General features: G+C 62.6%; 13 protein-coding genes. 11 read left to right on the top strand and 2 right to left on the bottom strand.

The features are described 5' to 3' along the window. The first annotated feature begins 262 nt into the window (after nucleotides 1–262). The 4 genes from AB7Z56_RS04985 to AB7Z56_RS04970 all read left to right on the top strand — a co-directional run bounded on the left by AB7Z56_RS04985 (nucleotide 263) and on the right by AB7Z56_RS04970 (nucleotide 8325). Nucleotides 263–790 (top strand): YkgB family protein, encoded by a 528-nt coding sequence (locus AB7Z56_RS04985; RefSeq protein WP_063980874.1) that lies wholly within the window; start codon nucleotides 263–265, stop codon nucleotides 788–790. A 508-nt stretch (nucleotides 791–1298) separates the two neighbouring features. Continuing rightward, complete coding sequence (locus AB7Z56_RS04980) at nucleotides 1299–6818, top strand: trifunctional serine/threonine-protein kinase/ATP-binding protein/sensor histidine kinase (protein WP_063980873.1); 5520 nt, start codon at nucleotides 1299–1301, stop codon at nucleotides 6816–6818. A 157-nt stretch (nucleotides 6819–6975) separates the two neighbouring features. Next, nucleotides 6976–7896, top strand: a complete 921-nt coding sequence (locus AB7Z56_RS04975; RefSeq protein WP_063980872.1) for a DUF427 domain-containing protein — start codon at nucleotides 6976–6978, stop codon at nucleotides 7894–7896. A 111-nt stretch (nucleotides 7897–8007) separates the two neighbouring features. Next, nucleotides 8008–8325 (top strand): hypothetical protein, encoded by a 318-nt coding sequence (locus AB7Z56_RS04970; RefSeq protein ID WP_231143840.1) that lies wholly within the window; start codon nucleotides 8008–8010, stop codon nucleotides 8323–8325. Nucleotides 8326–8354: 29 nt separating this feature from the next. Here AB7Z56_RS04970 and AB7Z56_RS04965 read toward each other — a convergent pair whose 3' ends face one another. Then, complete coding sequence (locus AB7Z56_RS04965) at nucleotides 8355–9350, bottom strand: AraC family transcriptional regulator (RefSeq protein WP_063980871.1); 996 nt, start codon at nucleotides 9348–9350, stop codon at nucleotides 8355–8357. A 130-nt stretch (nucleotides 9351–9480) separates the two neighbouring features. On the opposite strand from AB7Z56_RS04965, the gene AB7Z56_RS04960 reads away from it, so the two are divergent. Together AB7Z56_RS04960 and AB7Z56_RS04955 are read left to right on the top strand one after the other, a co-directional pair. Continuing rightward, on the top strand, nucleotides 9481–10017 hold the full coding sequence (locus AB7Z56_RS04960) for a carboxymuconolactone decarboxylase family protein (RefSeq protein ID WP_063980870.1): 537 nt from the start codon (nucleotides 9481–9483) through the stop codon (nucleotides 10015–10017). Between the two features lie 45 nt (nucleotides 10018–10062). Next, nucleotides 10063–10572 (top strand): YkgB family protein, encoded by a 510-nt coding sequence (locus tag AB7Z56_RS04955; protein WP_063980869.1) that lies wholly within the window; start codon nucleotides 10063–10065, stop codon nucleotides 10570–10572. Between the two features lie 72 nt (nucleotides 10573–10644). Here AB7Z56_RS04955 and AB7Z56_RS04950 read toward each other — a convergent pair whose 3' ends face one another. Continuing rightward, complete coding sequence (locus AB7Z56_RS04950) at nucleotides 10645–11751, bottom strand: LysR family transcriptional regulator (RefSeq protein WP_231143839.1); 1107 nt, start codon at nucleotides 11749–11751, stop codon at nucleotides 10645–10647. Here AB7Z56_RS04950 and AB7Z56_RS04945 point away from each other — a divergent pair. The 5 genes from AB7Z56_RS04945 to AB7Z56_RS04925 all read left to right on the top strand — a co-directional run bounded on the left by AB7Z56_RS04945 (nucleotide 11660) and on the right by AB7Z56_RS04925 (nucleotide 16162). Beyond that, entirely contained in the window at nucleotides 11660–12763 is a 1104-nt protein-coding gene (locus tag AB7Z56_RS04945; RefSeq protein ID WP_425364320.1) for an NADH:flavin oxidoreductase, read from the top strand. The two genes, AB7Z56_RS04950 and AB7Z56_RS04945, sit on opposite strands and share 92 nt — an antisense overlap. Before the next feature lie 593 nt (nucleotides 12764–13356). Further along, entirely contained in the window at nucleotides 13357–13653 is a 297-nt protein-coding gene (locus AB7Z56_RS04940; RefSeq protein ID WP_063980866.1) for a putative quinol monooxygenase, read from the top strand. Nucleotides 13654–13766: 113 nt separating this feature from the next. Continuing rightward, nucleotides 13767–14492, top strand: coding sequence for an alpha/beta fold hydrolase (locus tag AB7Z56_RS04935; RefSeq protein WP_063980865.1), 726 nt, complete (start codon nucleotides 13767–13769; stop codon nucleotides 14490–14492). A gap of 53 nt (nucleotides 14493–14545) precedes the next feature. Beyond that, nucleotides 14546–15472 (top strand): MBL fold metallo-hydrolase, encoded by a 927-nt coding sequence (locus AB7Z56_RS04930; protein WP_231143837.1) that lies wholly within the window; start codon nucleotides 14546–14548, stop codon nucleotides 15470–15472. Between the two features lie 321 nt (nucleotides 15473–15793). Beyond that, complete coding sequence (locus AB7Z56_RS04925) at nucleotides 15794–16162, top strand: hypothetical protein (protein ID WP_063980863.1); 369 nt, start codon at nucleotides 15794–15796, stop codon at nucleotides 16160–16162. Nucleotides 16163–16285: the final 123 nt, after the last annotated feature.

Below are 16285 nucleotides of genomic sequence, written 5' to 3'. Positions count from 1 at the left end.
GTGCCTCCGACAATCTCGCGATTGTGATGCACAGACCCATACTTTGGTATGGGTTTGCGGCGCCAAGAGCGAGCCACCGAGGGCGACGCGATGTCAGGCCACGCCGATCCCGGTCGCCTGCGGCCGAACAGCGCAAGTTTGAGAAATGCACAATAACCCGCGCACAGCGCGCCCTTCGAAGCTTGGCTACCGTTCAGATCGCGACAGACGTCGACGCCGCCCTTGGCGCCAATCCGCGACCTCGAGGATGAGACGACATCAGATGGACCATCTCATAAAGAAGCTGTCCGAGCTCGATCTGGTCAGAGGCGATTTTGACTACCATGTCACGCGTGTGGCGATGATCGTCGTCTTCTTCGTCTTCAGCTGCCAGAAATGGTTCGACTACGAAGCGCACGCGTTGATTCCGTTCATCAGCAATGGTCCGCTGATCTTCTGGCTGTATCCGGTGTTTGGCGTGCGCGGCGCGGCCTACTTCCTGGGTTCAGCGGAATTGTTGTTTGGATTGCTTCTTCTGCTCGGCTTCTGGAGCAGAAGAGTGGCGATTTTGGGATCGCTGGGTTCATGCGCGACCTATGTCGCCACCGTGACGATCATTCCGTTTTTCCCCGATGCCTGGCCCGCGCCGGCCGGCGGATTTCCTGCGGCCACGTTGCCGTTCCTCTTCCTCATGAAGGATGTCGTACTGCTTGCGGCTTCCGTCTATCTGCTCAAGCGTGACCTCCTCCGGGCAGCAGCCGACGTGTCACCGGCTCAGAACGGGATTGTTCGACAGGAAGCGATGCAATAGTGCCGGTTGGCACTGGAAGAGCAGGATCAGCGTGCCGGGCCGCCCGATGAACGCAGCTTCCCAGCCGGCCGCCACGGCGCTACGCGTATCCCAGGCGTGGCAGGCGATCATGCAGAGCTGCGAGGGGACGCCAAGTTCATTCTCCATTTGAGCGTAGGTTTGCGGCGACGGCTTACAGATCTTGAAACTGTCCTCGCTGAATGACCTTTCGAAGAATCCCGCAATTCCCCCACGCTCAAAGCTGGAGGGTCTGAACTTCAGCCAGGTTATTCGCAGAGTGAACAGCCTGAAGCCAGCAGCGCGGAGCCGTCTTCCAGTTCACCGTGCCGATCGATGACGGCTTTGCGGTTGGTTGAGCCACGCCCCGAAATCCGAATGTGGCTCATGCCATGGCTCCGATCCCGGCTATTGTTGGGGATTGGCGTTGGGAGTACGTTCCCGGACGGGACAGGTGAGCACCTTTCCCTCCTTTTCAATCGACTGGCCGGCTAGTTCCGGAGTCCGGCAGATGCACGTATCCTCGCGGGTATCCACGAACGGCAATGCCGGTCTCAAAGCGTCATGGGACGACGGCGAGCGCGTCTTTTGTCGCGAATGGCGCCGGGGCGCCGATGGCGATGTCAACAGTGTCCTGACCGTAAGGGCGGCGACGGAACATCCGCCGGCCGCGGTCCTCGACCGGCTCGCCCATGAATACGCCTTGCGCGACGAGCTCGATGGGACCTGGGCCGTACGGCCGCTGGAGCTGATTCGCGACGGTGGTCGAACCTTGCTGATATTGGAAGATCCCGGCAGCGAGCCGCTCGAGCAGTTGCTCGGCGCGCCGATGAAGCTGGACCATTTCTTGCGATTGGCTCTCGGCATCACCACCGCCGTCGACCAGCTGCATCGGCAGGGCCTGGTCCACAAGGATTTGAAGCCGGCCAATCTTCTGGTGACCGGGGCAGACGAGGTCAGGATCACCGGATTCGGCCTCGCATCTCGCCTGCCGCGCGAGCGACAGCAGCTCGAACCACCGGAGACCATGGCGGGCACGCTGGCCTACATGGCGCCCGAGCAGACCGGCCGCATGAATCGGTCCGTCGATTCCCGCAGCGATCTGTACGCAATCGGCGTGACGTTCTACCGGATGCTGACGGGCGCACTGCCGTTCACCGCGGCCAGTCCGATGGAATGGGTGCACAGCCACATCGCGAGACGTGCCGTTCCGCCCGCCGAACGAGTCAATGGCGTGCCTTATGCCGTGTCGGCGATCATCATGAAGCTCCTCGCCAAGACGGCCGAGGACCGCTACCAGACCGCAGCCGGTCTCAAGAGCGACCTGGAACGGTCACTCGCCGAATGGGAAGCGCAGGGACGAATCGATGATTTCGTCCTGGCCCAAACCGATACACCGAACCGCCTGCTGATTCCCGAACGGCTCTACGGCAGGGAGCACGAGATCGAGGCGTTGCTCACCTCGTTCGATCGCGTCACCCGGAGCGGCACGCCCGAGTTGATCCTGGTGTCCGGCCCCTCCGGTATCGGCAAGTCCGCTTTCGTCGACGAAATGCACAAGGCCTTGGTCCCGTTGGGAGGGTTCTTCGCCTCCGGCAAGTTCGATCAGCACAAGCGCGATATGCCTTACGCGACGCTCGCGCATGCGCTCCAAGGCCTTATCCGAGGCCTCCTCGCCAAGAGCGATGCCGATCTGGCACCCTGGCGTAACGCACTGCACGAAGCGCTGGGCCAGCTCGGTCAGCTGATGGTGGATCTCGTACCGGAGCTGCGGCTGGTGATCGGGGATCAACCGCCTGTCCCGGAGGCTCCCCCGCAAGACGCACAGCGACGCTTCCAACTCGTCGTTCGACGCTTCATTGGCATCTTCGCCAAACCTCACCATCCGCTCGTGCTTTTCTTCGACGACCTGCAGTGGCTCGACGTGGCCACACTTGATCTGATCGCGTTTCTTCTGAACAGATCCGACCTGCAAAATCTGCTTCTCATCGCCGCCTTTCGACGCAAGGATGTCGACGTCAAACATCCGCTGGCACAACGGCTCGTCGAAATTCGCGCCTCCCGTAAACGGGTGCGGGAAATCGACCTGGCACCCCTCACCCGCGCTGCCGTCGAGGAACTCACCGCGGATGCACTTCACTGCGAGCCGGCATACGCCATGCCCCTGGCGCAGCTGATATACGAGAAGACGAACGGGAATCCGTTCTTTCTCACGCAGTTTCTGCGGGCACTGGCCGAAGAAAACCTACTGACCTTCGATCATGACAAGCGACAGTGGCGCTGGGATCTCGAACGCATCAAGGAAAAAAGCTACGCCGAAAACGTCGCGCGCCTCATGGTCGGCAAGCTGAGCGGTTTGCGCGACGAGACACGTCGGGCCCTGCTGGAGCTGGCCTGCCTGGGCAACAGCGCCGAGATCGCAACGCTCTGCCTCGTGCACGGAGCATCGGAGCAGACGCTGCACGCGGATCTGCGAGACGCGACGCGTCTCGAACTGGTCCGACGCCTCAAGAGCTCTTACGCGTTCGTCCACGATCGCGTGCAAGAGGCCGCTTATGCGCTTCAACCGGACCAGGACAGGCGAACGGCCCTGCACCTTCGGATCGGTCTGGTCCTGGCAGCGCAGCTGACGCCCGACGAAACCAACGAGCGCGTCTATATCGTTGCCAACCAGCTGAACCGCGGCATCGCCGCTCTGACCAACGGCGCTGAACGCGAACAGGTCATTGCCGTCAATCTCGCCGCGGGCCGGCGCGCGCGAAATGCAACGGCCTACCACGCGGCGGCAACCTACCTTGAAATCGCCCGCGAACTGCTCGGGGAGGAAGGGCATCCGCGGTGCAGCCGGGACGCCTTCGCGATCGGCCTGCTCCACGCCGAATGCAAATTCCTGCTCGGCGAGCTGAACACGGCGGAAGCGGAATTGACGGTCCTGTCGCAGAGCTGTTCGGACATTCAGGCGAGCGCCGAGGTCGCCAGACTCCAGGCGCAGCTATACACCACCGCGGGACAGCTCGAGCGCGCGGTCGACGTTTGCCTCGCATTTTTGCGCAGAACCGGGATTGACTGGTCTCCTCATCCCAGCCGCAGCGAGGTGGACGAGGATCGGCGACGCCTGCGGAGCTTGACCGAAAAGCTGTCCGACGAGCAGCTTCATGCGCTACCGCCGATGACCGATCCGGATCATCGTGCGACCATGGGCGTCCTGGCCGACCTCCTCACGCCTGCGTTTCTCACCGATCGCAACCTCTCCGACACCATGCTCTTGGAGGCCACTCGACTGACGCTCCAGCACGGGACCAGCCCTGAAGCGTGCTACCCGCTGACCGCCATATTCGGCGTGCTCGCGAGCAATTCAACCGATGCTGAACTTGGATTCCGGCTATCGCAATTTGGCGCAGCCCTTGCTGACAGGCAGCCGCAGACAGGGCTGAGCGGCCGGGCGCTTTTGGTATTCGGCCTTCACGTGACCCCATGGATTCTCCCGATCCGATCGGGACGGCCGTTCATTCGGCGCGCTCTTGCGATCTGCTTGACGACCGGAGATCTGGCATTCGCGGCGTATTCGCATCGCGGACTGATATCGGTGGATCTCTTCTGCGGCGATCCGCTCACGGACGTCTGCTCGCGCGCCGAGCGGTCCCTGGCATTCGCCGAGGGTCTGGGCGTCCGATTGGCTGCGGAGGGCCTCATCAGGCAACGAGATCTGGCGCAGAGCCTTATGGGGCGCGATGGCCGGAATGACTTCGAGAGCCCCGCGGCGCTTCAGCCCTCGGATGCGAGCGAACCGATAAGCGCCTTCTTCTACTACGCGACGCAAATTCAGATCGAAGTCATTGCCGGACGTGACGATGTCGCGATTGCCCTCGCCGCACGCGCAGAAGCGCTCTCATGGTGCGTCCGCTCTTATTCGGATTTCACCGAATACCGGTTCTACACGGCACTCGCTCATGCCGGGGCTTATCACGCATCACGCCCCGAGGATCGCGAGCGGCGCCTCGGCGACCTCCGGGAACACCACCGCAAGCTGACAGTCTGGTCCAACCGCTGCCCCGCGAATTACGCTGCCCGGCAGAAGCTCGTCGCGGCGGAACTTGCGCGCATCGAAGGCCGCGAACTCGAGGCGGAACAGCTCTACGAGGAATCGATCCGATTGGCGCAAGAATCCGGATTCGCGCAGATCGAGGCGATCGCTGCGGAACGCGCAGCAGGGTTCTACGAGGCGCGCGGCATTCGAACGGTTGTCTTGTCCTACCTGACAAAAGCGCGCGATTGCTACGCGCGCTGGGGCGCCGAGGCGAAGGTGAGCCAGCTCGAGAAACTCCATCCGAACCTGCGGGAGAGAGGATCCGCGCTCAGCGCCGCAGGGACGATCGGAGCACCTGTCGAGCAGCTGGACCTTGCGACGGTTCTCAAGGTGTCGGAGGCTGTTTCAGGCGAGATCGTGCTGGAGAAGCTCACGGAGACCCTGCTTCGTTCGGCCATCGAGCACGCGGGTGCGGAACGTGGCGTGCTGATTTTACCGAGGGGTTCCGAGCTGAGAATTCGGGCGGACGCGGTGACAGGCGGCGGTTTGATCGCTCTCGATCTCGCCGATTCACCGATCTCCGCCGCTGAAGTCCCGATGTCGATCGTCCTTTACACGGCTCGCACCCAGGAAAGCGTCGTGCTCGACGATGCCTCGACGAGCAGCGCGTTCGGCGGCGACGAATACATCCAGAAGAAGCACGTCCGATCAGCCTTGTGCGTGCCGCTCGTCAAGCAAGGCAGGGCGGTGGCATTTCTGTATCTGGAGAACAATCTCGCCTCGCGCGTCTTCACACCCGCCCGGATCGCGATCCTCAAGTTTCTCGCATCCGAGGCTGCGACCTCGCTCGACAATGCCCGTCTGTACCGGGAGCTTCAGGAGCGGGAGTCGCGGATCCGCCGGCTGGTCGAGGCCAACATCATCGGGATCTTCATCTTCGATCACACCCCCGACATCCTCGATGCCAACGACGCGTTCCTGAAGACCATGGGATATGATCGCGAGGATCTCGCCGCGGGCCGGTTGCGCTGGGCAGATCTGACGCCGCCCGAATGGCAGGAGCGCACCGACCGCGCCCGGGCCGAATTGAAGGCGACGCGGGTTGTCCACCCGTTCGAAAAGGCGTTCTTCCGCAAGGACGGCAGCCGGGTGCCGGTGCTGACCGGCGGAGCCTTGTTCGACGACGAGCAGGAGCAAGGCGTTGCCTTCGTGCTGGATCTCAGCGAGCGCAAGCGCGCCGAAACCGAGGCACGCGAGAACGAGCAGCGTTACCGCGTGGCTCAGATGGAGCTGGCCCACGCCAACCGCGTGGCGGTGATGGGACAGCTGACGGCGTCGATCGCCCACGAGGTCAATCAGCCGAACACCGCCGTCATCGCCAGCGCGCAAGCGGCCTTGAGCTGGCTCGATCACCAACCACCGGCACTGGAGCAGACGCGCAGGGCGCTGACACGCGCCATCGAGAACGGCATCCGCTCCAGCGAGGTCATTGAGCGAATCCGGGATCTCGTCAAAAAATCACCGCCCAAACGGGATTCCCTGGCGATCAACAGCGTCATCGGCCAAGTCATCGAACTCACGCAGGCTGAAGCAGCGCGGCACGATGTGTCGATCCAGACGATATTCGCCGATCGTCTGCCCAAGGTCATCGGGGATCGCGTCGAGCTGCAGCAGGTCACGCTCAACCTGATCCTGAACGCCATCGAGGCCATGAGCGAGACAACGGGGGGCAAGCGCGAGCTGTTGATCCAGACCGCGAGAGCAGATGCCGAGAGCATACGCGTATCGATCACGGATTCGGGACCGGGCTTGTCTGCGGAGAGCCTCGCGCGGCTGTTCGAACCCTTCTACACGACCAAATCGGGCGGCCTCGGTGTCGGACTGTCGATATGCCGTTCGATCATCGTGGCGCATGGCGGCAGGCTCTGGGCGACCGCAAACGAACCGCGCGGCGCCGTCTTCCAGTTCACTGTTCCGATCGATGACGGCTTTACGGTTGGTTGAATCATCTCGGCTGGCGTCATCACGCCGCAAAATTGGTGGGATGACCTGTAACCAAGGCCGGGCCGCGGACGAAATATAGCCATCGGATCGCGCCGGCGAAGCCAAGCACGGGCCGGAACAGATCCGCCATCGACGGCGTGCTGCAGGGAGAGATCAATTGGGACTGTCCTGGCAACAAGGCCCGCTTTCAACGGGAGCAATCGGCCGCTTTCTCGTCCCCGAGCCGCTGCCCAAGCGACTCCTGTACGTCGAACCGTTACGCCGCCGCATCCGCGTGCGCTTTGGGGGAAGCTGGATCGCCGATAGCGAGCGGGTGCTCCTGCTTTTCGAACCGGGCCGTTATCCCGTCGCCTATTTCCCGGAGGCCGATGTTTCCCCACATGTGCTGGAACCCACCGAGCACATCACTCAACACGCCGATCTTGGGCCGACGTCCTGGTACAGCGTTCGGGTCGACGAGCAACACATCGCGGCGCGCGGAGCATGGCGGCACACCGACCTGCCCGCCCATGCAGGCGATTTGCAGGGTCTGATCGCTTTTGCCTGGCGGGCCATGGATGCCTTCTACGAGGAAGACGAACGCATCGTGGGCCATGCCGCCGATCCCTATCACCGCATCGACATCCGCCAGACCTCTCGTAACCTGGTGGTCAACCACCAGGGCCAGGTCATAGCCGATACAAGGCGGCCGCTGGTCCTTTATGAGTCCGGCTTTGCACCGCGTTGGTATGTTCCTCGTGCCGACATCGATGAGTCTGCCCTCACTCCGGTCAAGCTCCAGACCTTCTGCCCGTACAAGGGCCTCTGCAGCTATTACTCCATCGGAGACGCGCGCCAGGCGGCATGGTCGTATCCCGACGCCTATCCCGAAGTCCGGCGCATCTCCAGTTTTGTATCGTTCGAGCCGGACATCGTGACGGTCCATCTCGATGGCACGCAGCTGCGTCTCGAACCCGGCCAATTAGTGGTTCCACACGGCCCCGATCGTAATCTTGACATCGCCGAGGTGGTCGCCGAGCCAACGCCTGGTGGCCAGCCCGCTGAAGCTGCAACCAGTCCCCTCCATCGACGCTCGTGAGACGAACGAGCATATCTTCGAGATCGCGCAGCATTCAGCCTTTCGCGTCCACGACTATTGTGGCCCTCAACGGAGCCGCTCATCCCGAGCCTCCGCTACGGGAGCGCCACAATGTCCCATCGTTCGAACCAGACACGCTCGATCCGCTCCACTTTTGCGGGCCTTCTCCTGATCGGCCTGCTGTCGCCCGCACATGCTTCCGACCGGAACAGCTCTCGCGACGTCCTCCCCGATCTGCCGTCGCGGGCCGCCGCGCGTTTCGCCTCGGTCGAGCCGACGTCGCGCCTGCCCTGGCTCGCTCCGGTCGGCCACCGTCAGCCGAGCCGGGCCGACGCGCCTCAATCAGATGCCCTGTCGGCCTGGGAGCGCGAGCAGCAGCAGCGCGATCAGATGCTGGATCGCAAGCTCATCATCTGCCGCGGATGTTGAGCTAGCCCGGCCACCTCACGCGCGCCGGCCTAGGCATTCTCGACACCCGATGCCGCCTCGGCGCTCTTCGCCAGCTCCAGCTCGTCAATCGTCGCAGGCGACTGCGCAGCCTTTCGCCATTGCGCGGGAGTGATGCCCATGTGGCTCTTGAAAGCCCGCTGGAATGCCGCCTCGGACAGATATCCGACCGCTTCAGCCACCGCTCCGGTCGAGAGCGAGGATTTCCTCAGTTCGTTCGTTGCCAGCGTCATGCGGATGTCGGTCAGCAGCTCGCTCGGCGAACGTCCGACCTTCTCCTGGAATTGACGGGCGAGTGTCGCACGCGACATGTTGGCGAGCTGCGCGAGCTCGGGCAGCGTCCATGCGCGCGCGGGCGCATTGAACATGGCCGCGACGACCGGCGCGAGGCGCGGGTGACCTGCGAGCGCAAGCAGCCCGCGTGGCGCGTCCCCGGTCTCGCTGGCGAGGCGCAGTACGAGCGCGAACATCGCCGTCGACAACGCGTTCAGCATCGCGCGGCCACCCAGCTGATCGTCTGCGGTCTCGCCGCGCATCAAGGCAACGAGGCCTGCGAGCTGCCCCGCCGTATCCCGCTCTCCGGCCTGCGCGCCGGCCCTCACGATCAGCACCGGCGGCAGATAGTTGCGCAGCAGCCGGTCGTGCGGCGGGGCGATCGAAAAATGTCCGCACAGCAGATCGAGCCGCGCGTCCGAGCCGGGATTCTCGCTGATCGTGAAGTTGAGTGAGGCGCGGTTGCGGGCCTTCAGCGGCGCAGCTCCGCTGCCGTCGTGCATCACGTGCCGGGGGTTGCGCGGCAGCAGCAGAATGTCGCCGGCCTCCAGTAGCAACGGCCGGCCTCCCGCCGGATCGTCCAGCACCGCCGAGCCTGCGAGCACCGCATGGTACGGGATCTCGTTGACCTCGCCCGGCCCCTGCTCGATCCGCCAGGGCGCGCCGTAGGAGCAGCGCAGGTCCAGACGGCCGCGCACCGGCATCATCTCGAACAGCCGGCTCAGCCAATCCATCGTATTCCTCTCTCGGTATGTCATTTGAGACGATTGAGCATATATACAAGCATATCAAGCATTCAACATCTCATGCCACGACCCTACTGTCACTCCGCAATCGTTCACCACCCCAACACGGAGTGCCATCATGTCCCGACTTTCCGTCCCGAACCTCGAAACTGACGCCGGCCCCTCCGGCCAGGTCTATGCCCAGATCAAGAAGGCGATCGGCAGCGTGCCGAACACCTTTGCGGCCATCGCCGCCCATGGCCCCGCTGCGCTCAAGGCCGTGCTCGCTGCCGACACTGTGCTCGCCTCCGGCGGACTGACCAAGTCCGACAAGGAGATCATCAAGCTCGTCATCAGCGAAGCCGCCGGCTGTGACTATTGTGTCGCCGCCCACAGCCATCTCGCAAAGCTCGTCGGCCTGGCGCCGGAGATTGTGAAGCAGATCCGCGATGGCCGGCCCACCGGTGATGCCCAGCGCGATGCGCTGGTCGCTTTCGTCGACAAGCTTGCGCGCACCAGCGGCACCGTCAGCCACAAGGATTTCGTCGCGATTAAGGCCGCCGGCTACAGCGACGCGCAGCTCGTCGACATCAGCCTCGCCTTTGCCACCACCGTGTTCACCAACGTCTTCAACCGCATCAACGATACCGAGATCGACTTCCCGGCGGTCGCCTAACGCGACGGCCGCCACGTCGCTCATCTCACATCAGGGATCACGACCATGACCACGCTTGCCAACACCCACACCGCCCAAAATCCTCTCGTCCGCGCCCTGCAGGGATCCGGCCTGCTCGCGGAAGATCTCGACTACCATGTCGTCCGCGCCTCGATGGTGATCATGTTCTTCTTCTTCGGTTACCAGAAGTGGTTTCCGTACGAGTTCGAACGGTTGGTCCCGTTCATCAGCAACGGCCCGTTGATCTGGTGGCTCTATCCCGTGTTCGGCCATGCCGGCGCCAGCTATTTCCTCGGCGTTTCTGAATGGACCTTCGGCGCGCTGCTGCTCTCGGGCTTCTGGAGCCACCGGCTTGGTGTGCTCGGCGCCCTCGGCTCGACCGGCACCTTCATCGCGACCGTCACCATCATTCCCTTCATGCCGGAGGGCTGGGACGTCGCCGCGGGAGGCTTCCCCGCGATGACGGGCAACGTGCCCTTCCTGATGAAGGACGTCGTGCTGCTCGCGGTCTCCTTCTATCTGCTAAGGCAGGATCTGGTTCGCCTGACGCGGTAACAGGTGGCATTCTGCCCAGCGACGCGTCGCCGGCGAGCTTTCCCGCTCGCCGGCGATTGCACGTCGCGACGATCACGGCAGTGTGCCCGCAAGCAGCCGTTTTCGCAGAGCATCAATGAACGCTCTTACCCGGACGGGCATTTGCGCGCGAGTCAGGAAAACCGCCCATATCCCAAGCTCAACCGGCGCGGCATCCGCCAGAACGATGCGCTTCAACTCTCCGCGTTCAATCTGCTCGTAAACATCCCAATAGGTCATCATGGCGACCCCCACGCCCGCAAGACAAGCCGCTCGAACAGCGTCGACTGTGCTGGCCGACAGCGGGCCGGCGATCCGGATCTGCTCCAATTCGCCTCCACGTACGAACGGCCAGGTCTCCATCGCATGAAGCTTGATGCAGGGGTGGCTCACCAGATCGCCCAGCGTTGCCGGCTCGCCGAAGCGAGCGATATAGGCTGGCGATGCGCAGAGGATGTAGGGATTGTCGGCGAGTCTTGTCGCGATCATGTCGGAAGGCTTCATCGGCGCCACGCGGATCGCAACGTCGAGACCCACCGAAGCGATGTCGACGCGATCGTCGCTCAGGACAAGATTGACCCGAAGCGCCGGGTTGTCCGCGATCAGCTTGGCCACGACGGGTACGATGACCGCATGGCCGATGACGTTCGGCGCGGTGACCTTGAGCACACCTGAGAGCCCCGAGCCGGCGGACGACACGGACTCGAATGCTGAATCGCGGGCGGCTATCAGGGCGGCGGCGTGAGGCAAAAAGGCCTCGCCCTCAGGGGTGAGCGATAGCGAGCGCGTCGTCCGATGAAACAGGCGTGCGCCCAGCTCGGCTTCGAGCGCTGCGAGCCTTCGACTGACCAACATTGGCGTCGTGCCCATCTCTCGCGCCGCAGCGGACAGGCTGCCGGCGGTCACGATGCTGCGAAACAGGGCCACATCCGCGAAATCCATTTTATAACGATAATCGATAAAGTGCTTAGCTTCCAGCCGGGCTTCTGTCGGCTCACGGCGAGATTTAAATCGATCTCCAGCAAGGGAGGCCACTCCCGAAGGTAAAGGCTCTGGAGATTCAAAAATGATGGACAGCGAAGCGAAGGCGCTTTTCACGCCGATCGATATAAACGGCCGTACCGCGAAGAACCGTCTTGCTGTTGCGCCAATGACGCGCATCACGGCGACCCAGGACGGCCGGGCCACCGAAACCATGACGCGATACTACGAGCGGTTCGCGCGAGGCGGGTTTGGAACGATCATCACCGAAGGCATCTACACAGACCAGGCGTTCTCGCAGGGCTACGTCCATCAGCCCGGCATGACCGACGAAGTGCAGGCCATGGCCTGGAAGCCGGTCGTCAACGGCATCAAGTCGCACGGAGCGGTGGCCATTGCCCAGATGATGCATGCGGGAGCGATCAGTCAAGGCAATCGCTTTCGCGACAGCACGGTGGGCCCGTCTGCCATTCAGCCAAAGGGCGAGCAGATGACATTCTATCACGGAAAGGACCGCTACGTACTGCCGGCAGCCATCACGGAAGAGCAGATCGCCGACGCCATCGCCGGCTTCGCGGGCTCGGCTGCGCGAGCGATCCAGGTCGCCGGGTTCGACGCCATCGAGATTCACGGCGCCAACGGCTACTTGCTCGACCAGTTCCTGACCGACTACGCCAACAGCAGAACCGATCGCTGGGGCGGCGCCACGGAGAACCGCGTGCGGCTAATCGTGGAAACCTTCAAGGCGGTGCGCGCGAAGGTCGGGAGCGCGGTGCCGGTCGGCGTCCGTATCTCGCAAGGCAAGGTGAACGACTATCATCACAAATGGGCGGGTGCGGAGCGTGACGCCGAAATCATCTTCGGCAGCCTCGGCGATGCCGGCGCCGACTTCGTCCATGTGACCGAGTTTGAGGCGTGGAAGCCTGCTTTCGCCGAGGACGGCCCGTCATTGATGCGCCTCGCCAAGCGCTACGCCCCCAAAGCGACGATTTTCGCCAATGGCAGCCTGCACAACATCGAGCAGGCGGTGGCTGCGCTCGACGATGGCGCCGATGTCGTCACGATAGGCCGCGGGGCCTTGGCGAACCCCGACCTGCCCAAGCGTCTGTTGGACCGCAGCTCTCTGGATGAATTTGACCCTGCGATCCTCGGCCCCATCGCCGACATCAAGGACACCGAACTGATGATGTGAGCGCGTCCCGCGACGTCGATGCCGAGGGCCGACGCTCTGAAGATCGTGCACGCATCGAAAGGAACGATCATGACGGACGCGATCTCCGATGCCTCGGTGGCGTTGTCGCTCATGCTGGAAGCATTGCGCATGCTCGATGGGCCCGAGCATTCGAAGGCTGCGGCCCACCTTCGAGCGGCCATCGAGCAGCTATCGCCTCACACCGCGCAACACTTGCTTCCACCTCTCGGTAAGGCTCCGAGCAGGTCCTAAGTCGTCGTCGGGGGTGTGACCGCAACGATCTCATCATCGCTTCGGCACCGCTCATCTCACCGCACGACCCGTGAAGACGGCAAGGCCGTGATGGTCGAGACCACCGGTGATTTCATAAAAAGACTTCTGATACAGTTCTTATGAATTTTCAAATTCATTCTGGATGACGACTCGCTATCGAAAATATGACTTGCACCAAGTATCTGAAATTACGCGGCTATATTATTTTCTTCGATCACGACAAAGCGAACCAATCCCACGCGTTCTTTGATGTGTTTTTATAAAAACGCATTTTATATAGAGACGCACAATAGTCGGATGCAACCGAAAGGATCAATGGCATGGCCAAGTTCGCCTTCTTCGTCGAGTTGAAAGCCAATCGGGGCAAGGAAGCGGAAGTCGAAGCTTTCCTGAAGCAGGGCGCCGCGATGGCGAAGGCAGAGGCCGGAATAGCGGCGTGGTACGGGCTCAAGGAAGAGGAGCCGGGACGCTACGGAATCATCGACACGTTCAATGACGAAGTTGGACGAGACGCGCATTTGAACGGCGAACTTGCAAAGGCGCTGTTCGCGAAGGCAGGCGAGCTGTTTTCCGAAGCTCCCAAGGTGCACCGGCTTCACGTCATCGCCCAGAAATAGAGCGTCTTACCGAGGCTCTTCGTTGCAAGGCAGATGATGAGCTTGGGCGACGCGACTTAACGAACACTTCAGCGAAGCGACCTCCCCCTAATTCTCCTGAAAAAGGACTCACGATGAACCAGGAATCGCCCAAGCCCACTGTCGTCCTTGTGCACGGGGCCTTCGAAGACGCGTCGATCTGGAATGGAGTGATTGAGAGGCTGCAGCGCGACGGCTACCCGGTCGTCGCCTTCGGCAATCCGCTGCTGGGCCCGGCAATCGACACCGCGTACCTGCGCAGCCTGTTGGACAAGATCCAGGGGCCCGTGATCCTGGCGGCCCACTCCTATGGCGGGGCCGTCATCACGCAGGCCGGGGACGACCCCAAGGTCAAGGGCCTTGTCTACGCGGCCTCCATCATGCCCGCGGTCGGAGAGGCCGCAACCCATTTGCTCGAACGGTACCCCGGCAGCACATTCCCCACGTCCGTCGAGCCGACCACTTACACCCTGCCCGACGGTACCAGCGGCACGTATCTCCTCTACCAGCCCGACAAGTTTCACAGCAACGTTGCCGCCGACGTGCCCGCGAGCGTGGCCGCCCTGATGCTCGCCGGCCAACGCCCCATGAACCTGGCGGCCCTAACCGAACCGCTGACATCCGCGGCATGGACGAGCAAGCCGAGCTGGCAAGTCAGGCCGCTGCAGGATCGCGCCATTCCGGTCGATGAATACAAGTTCGAAGCCGATCGCGCCCACTCCACCGTCATCGAGGTGAACGCTTCGCACGCCGTCCCCGTCTCCAACCCTGAAGTCGTGGCCGACGCAATCGAACAGGCCGCCCGCGCAGCAGCGAAGTAACGGCGTCCGCAAAGGGCGGTTGTCTGGCATCATTCAAACAGGAGGCCCATCCGATGACGCAGGACGGTGAGCAAGAAGCAGCGCCGCCCTGGGATGCGGCTCGGGTGAACCTCACATCGAACGAACTGGCCCCCGGCGTTTTCGCGGTCATGCCTGACGACGTGTTCGAGAAAGACCACGTCGCCACCACGGCCGGCTTCGTGATCGGCGAACGCAGCGTACTCGTCGTCGAGTCAATGCTGAATGGCGATCTCGCCTCGCAGCTTATCGGGCTCGTACGGCAAGTGACGTCGAAGCCGATCCGCTTCCTCGTCAACACCAGCTATCATGGCGACCACGCCTACGGGAATTACCTGTTTCCCGACAGCACTGTCGTGATTCAGCATCCGGCGACCAAGCGCTACATGGAAGAAAGCTTCGAGGACGATCGCCGTTTCATGATCAGCCTCATGGGTAAGGGGAAGGGCATCGAACGCGTGCAGGCACGCGCCGCTGACATCACCGTCCCCGACATGATCAGCGTCGATCTGGGCAGCCGCATCGTCGAGGTCCGTCACTTTGGGTTCGCGCAGACGCCAGGCGATTTGGTCATATGGGCGCCAGACGCGAAGGTGCTTTGGGTCGGTAACATGATCCAAGCACCGTCTCCGGCGCTTCCGTGGCTCCTCGAAGGGCGGCACAAGGAGACGATGACGACCCTTGCGCGCGTGCGCGACTTCCTGCCGGAAGACGCAACCATCATTCCAGGCCACGGCCGGCCGATGCGTCCCGCGGACATCGAATTCCCGCTTCGCTATCTTCGCGAGCTCGACAGCGCCGTGCGCACGGCGATCGCAGAAGGTCGATCGATCGAGGCCACGCTCGAGGCGGTCGCCATGGCGCACTACGGCGAGTACAGCCTGTTCGATTGGGCGCACAACTCCGTCAACGTGCCCGCCGCCTTCCGCCACCTGCAAGAGCCGGGTGGCGGAGTGGCCTAGAGGAAGATGCATCGGGGTCGACCGCGAGCCTGGAGCATCTCGTCGCGTTCGCAACCCTATCGATGTAGCTGATGTTACATCGATTTTTCGTTCGCATCGCCGGGAGAACGTCGATGCCGCCGACGTGTGAATGCAGCAGCGATCGAAGCGCTTGCTGTGCGCGTCACCTCATTGCCGGCTCGCAAGGCAACCCCTTTCGCTGATAGACACAGGGTCGGAGGCAGCTTTCGCCATGGAGCAGTTCGACTCGGTCCGAATCTTCCGGACCGCACGTCGGAAAGCGACTGCGGATTGGTCGGTGCAAGGAAGTCTGCCCCCGTTGTGGTCTTCGTCCTTTGGGCGATCAATTTGCGGGAGCGACCCTTGGCGAAAGGGTTACAGGAAGGGGAAATCAAGCAGGAGCTGCAAAATGGCGGGCACCTGCGCAATGTCCTCATCATCACCAAGACGATCGAGGGTATGGCGGAGCACCTGGCCTATGTTCGGCCGAGCTGGCGACGCGAATTCCTGCCGCTGCGAACCTGGGGCGACAAGGAAGATCGTACCTACAAGGATCTGGATCGGCTGCTCGTGCTTCTCCGCGACGACTTCGGCTATCGGGGCTTCATTGGGCTCTACATGGATGGTGATCCCGATCTCGTGCGCTATCGGGCGCTTTCGGAAAGCGAAGAGGCCGACGACAAGCCGTAAAGCTCGGATCCGACGGCACCGCTGGCTCACTGCGTGGCTCGCGGTGACATCAGGACTCTCACCCGCAGAATAAAAATGGCTCGCTTGATGCGAGCCATTTTCTCATCGAGACCGGTAAAGTCC

The organism is Bradyrhizobium sp. 482_C4_N1_8 (genome assembly GCF_052075965.1).
Classification (GTDB): Bacteria; Pseudomonadota; Alphaproteobacteria; order Rhizobiales; family Xanthobacteraceae; genus Bradyrhizobium; species Bradyrhizobium barranii.
The sequence above is the reverse complement of the archived record's forward strand: the minus strand, read 5'-3'. Positions and strand labels throughout refer to the sequence as shown.

What these genes read in the sequence shown, in the direction of transcription:
- AB7Z56_RS04985 (WP_063980874.1), top strand. Translation starts at nt 263, where the DNA reads ATGGACCATCTCATAAAGAAGCTGTCCGAGCTCGATCTGGTCAGAGGC.
- AB7Z56_RS04980 (WP_063980873.1), top strand. Translation starts at nt 1,299, where the DNA reads ATGCACGTATCCTCGCGGGTATCCACGAACGGCAATGCCGGTCTCAAA.
- AB7Z56_RS04970 (WP_231143840.1), top strand. Translation starts at nt 8,008, where the DNA reads ATGTCCCATCGTTCGAACCAGACACGCTCGATCCGCTCCACTTTTGCG.
- AB7Z56_RS04965 (WP_063980871.1), bottom strand. Translation starts at nt 9,350, where the DNA reads ATGGATTGGCTGAGCCGGCTGTTCGAGATGATGCCGGTGCGCGGCCGT.
- AB7Z56_RS04960 (WP_063980870.1), top strand. Translation starts at nt 9,481, where the DNA reads ATGTCCCGACTTTCCGTCCCGAACCTCGAAACTGACGCCGGCCCCTCC.
- AB7Z56_RS04955 (WP_063980869.1), top strand. Translation starts at nt 10,063, where the DNA reads ATGACCACGCTTGCCAACACCCACACCGCCCAAAATCCTCTCGTCCGC.
- AB7Z56_RS04945 (WP_425364320.1), top strand. Translation starts at nt 11,660, where the DNA reads ATGGACAGCGAAGCGAAGGCGCTTTTCACGCCGATCGATATAAACGGC.
- AB7Z56_RS04950 (WP_231143839.1), bottom strand. Translation starts at nt 11,751, where the DNA reads ATGCGCGTCATTGGCGCAACAGCAAGACGGTTCTTCGCGGTACGGCCG.
- AB7Z56_RS04940 (WP_063980866.1), top strand. Translation starts at nt 13,357, where the DNA reads ATGGCCAAGTTCGCCTTCTTCGTCGAGTTGAAAGCCAATCGGGGCAAG.
- AB7Z56_RS04935 (WP_063980865.1), top strand. Translation starts at nt 13,767, where the DNA reads ATGAACCAGGAATCGCCCAAGCCCACTGTCGTCCTTGTGCACGGGGCC.
- AB7Z56_RS04930 (WP_231143837.1), top strand. Translation starts at nt 14,546, where the DNA reads ATGACGCAGGACGGTGAGCAAGAAGCAGCGCCGCCCTGGGATGCGGCT.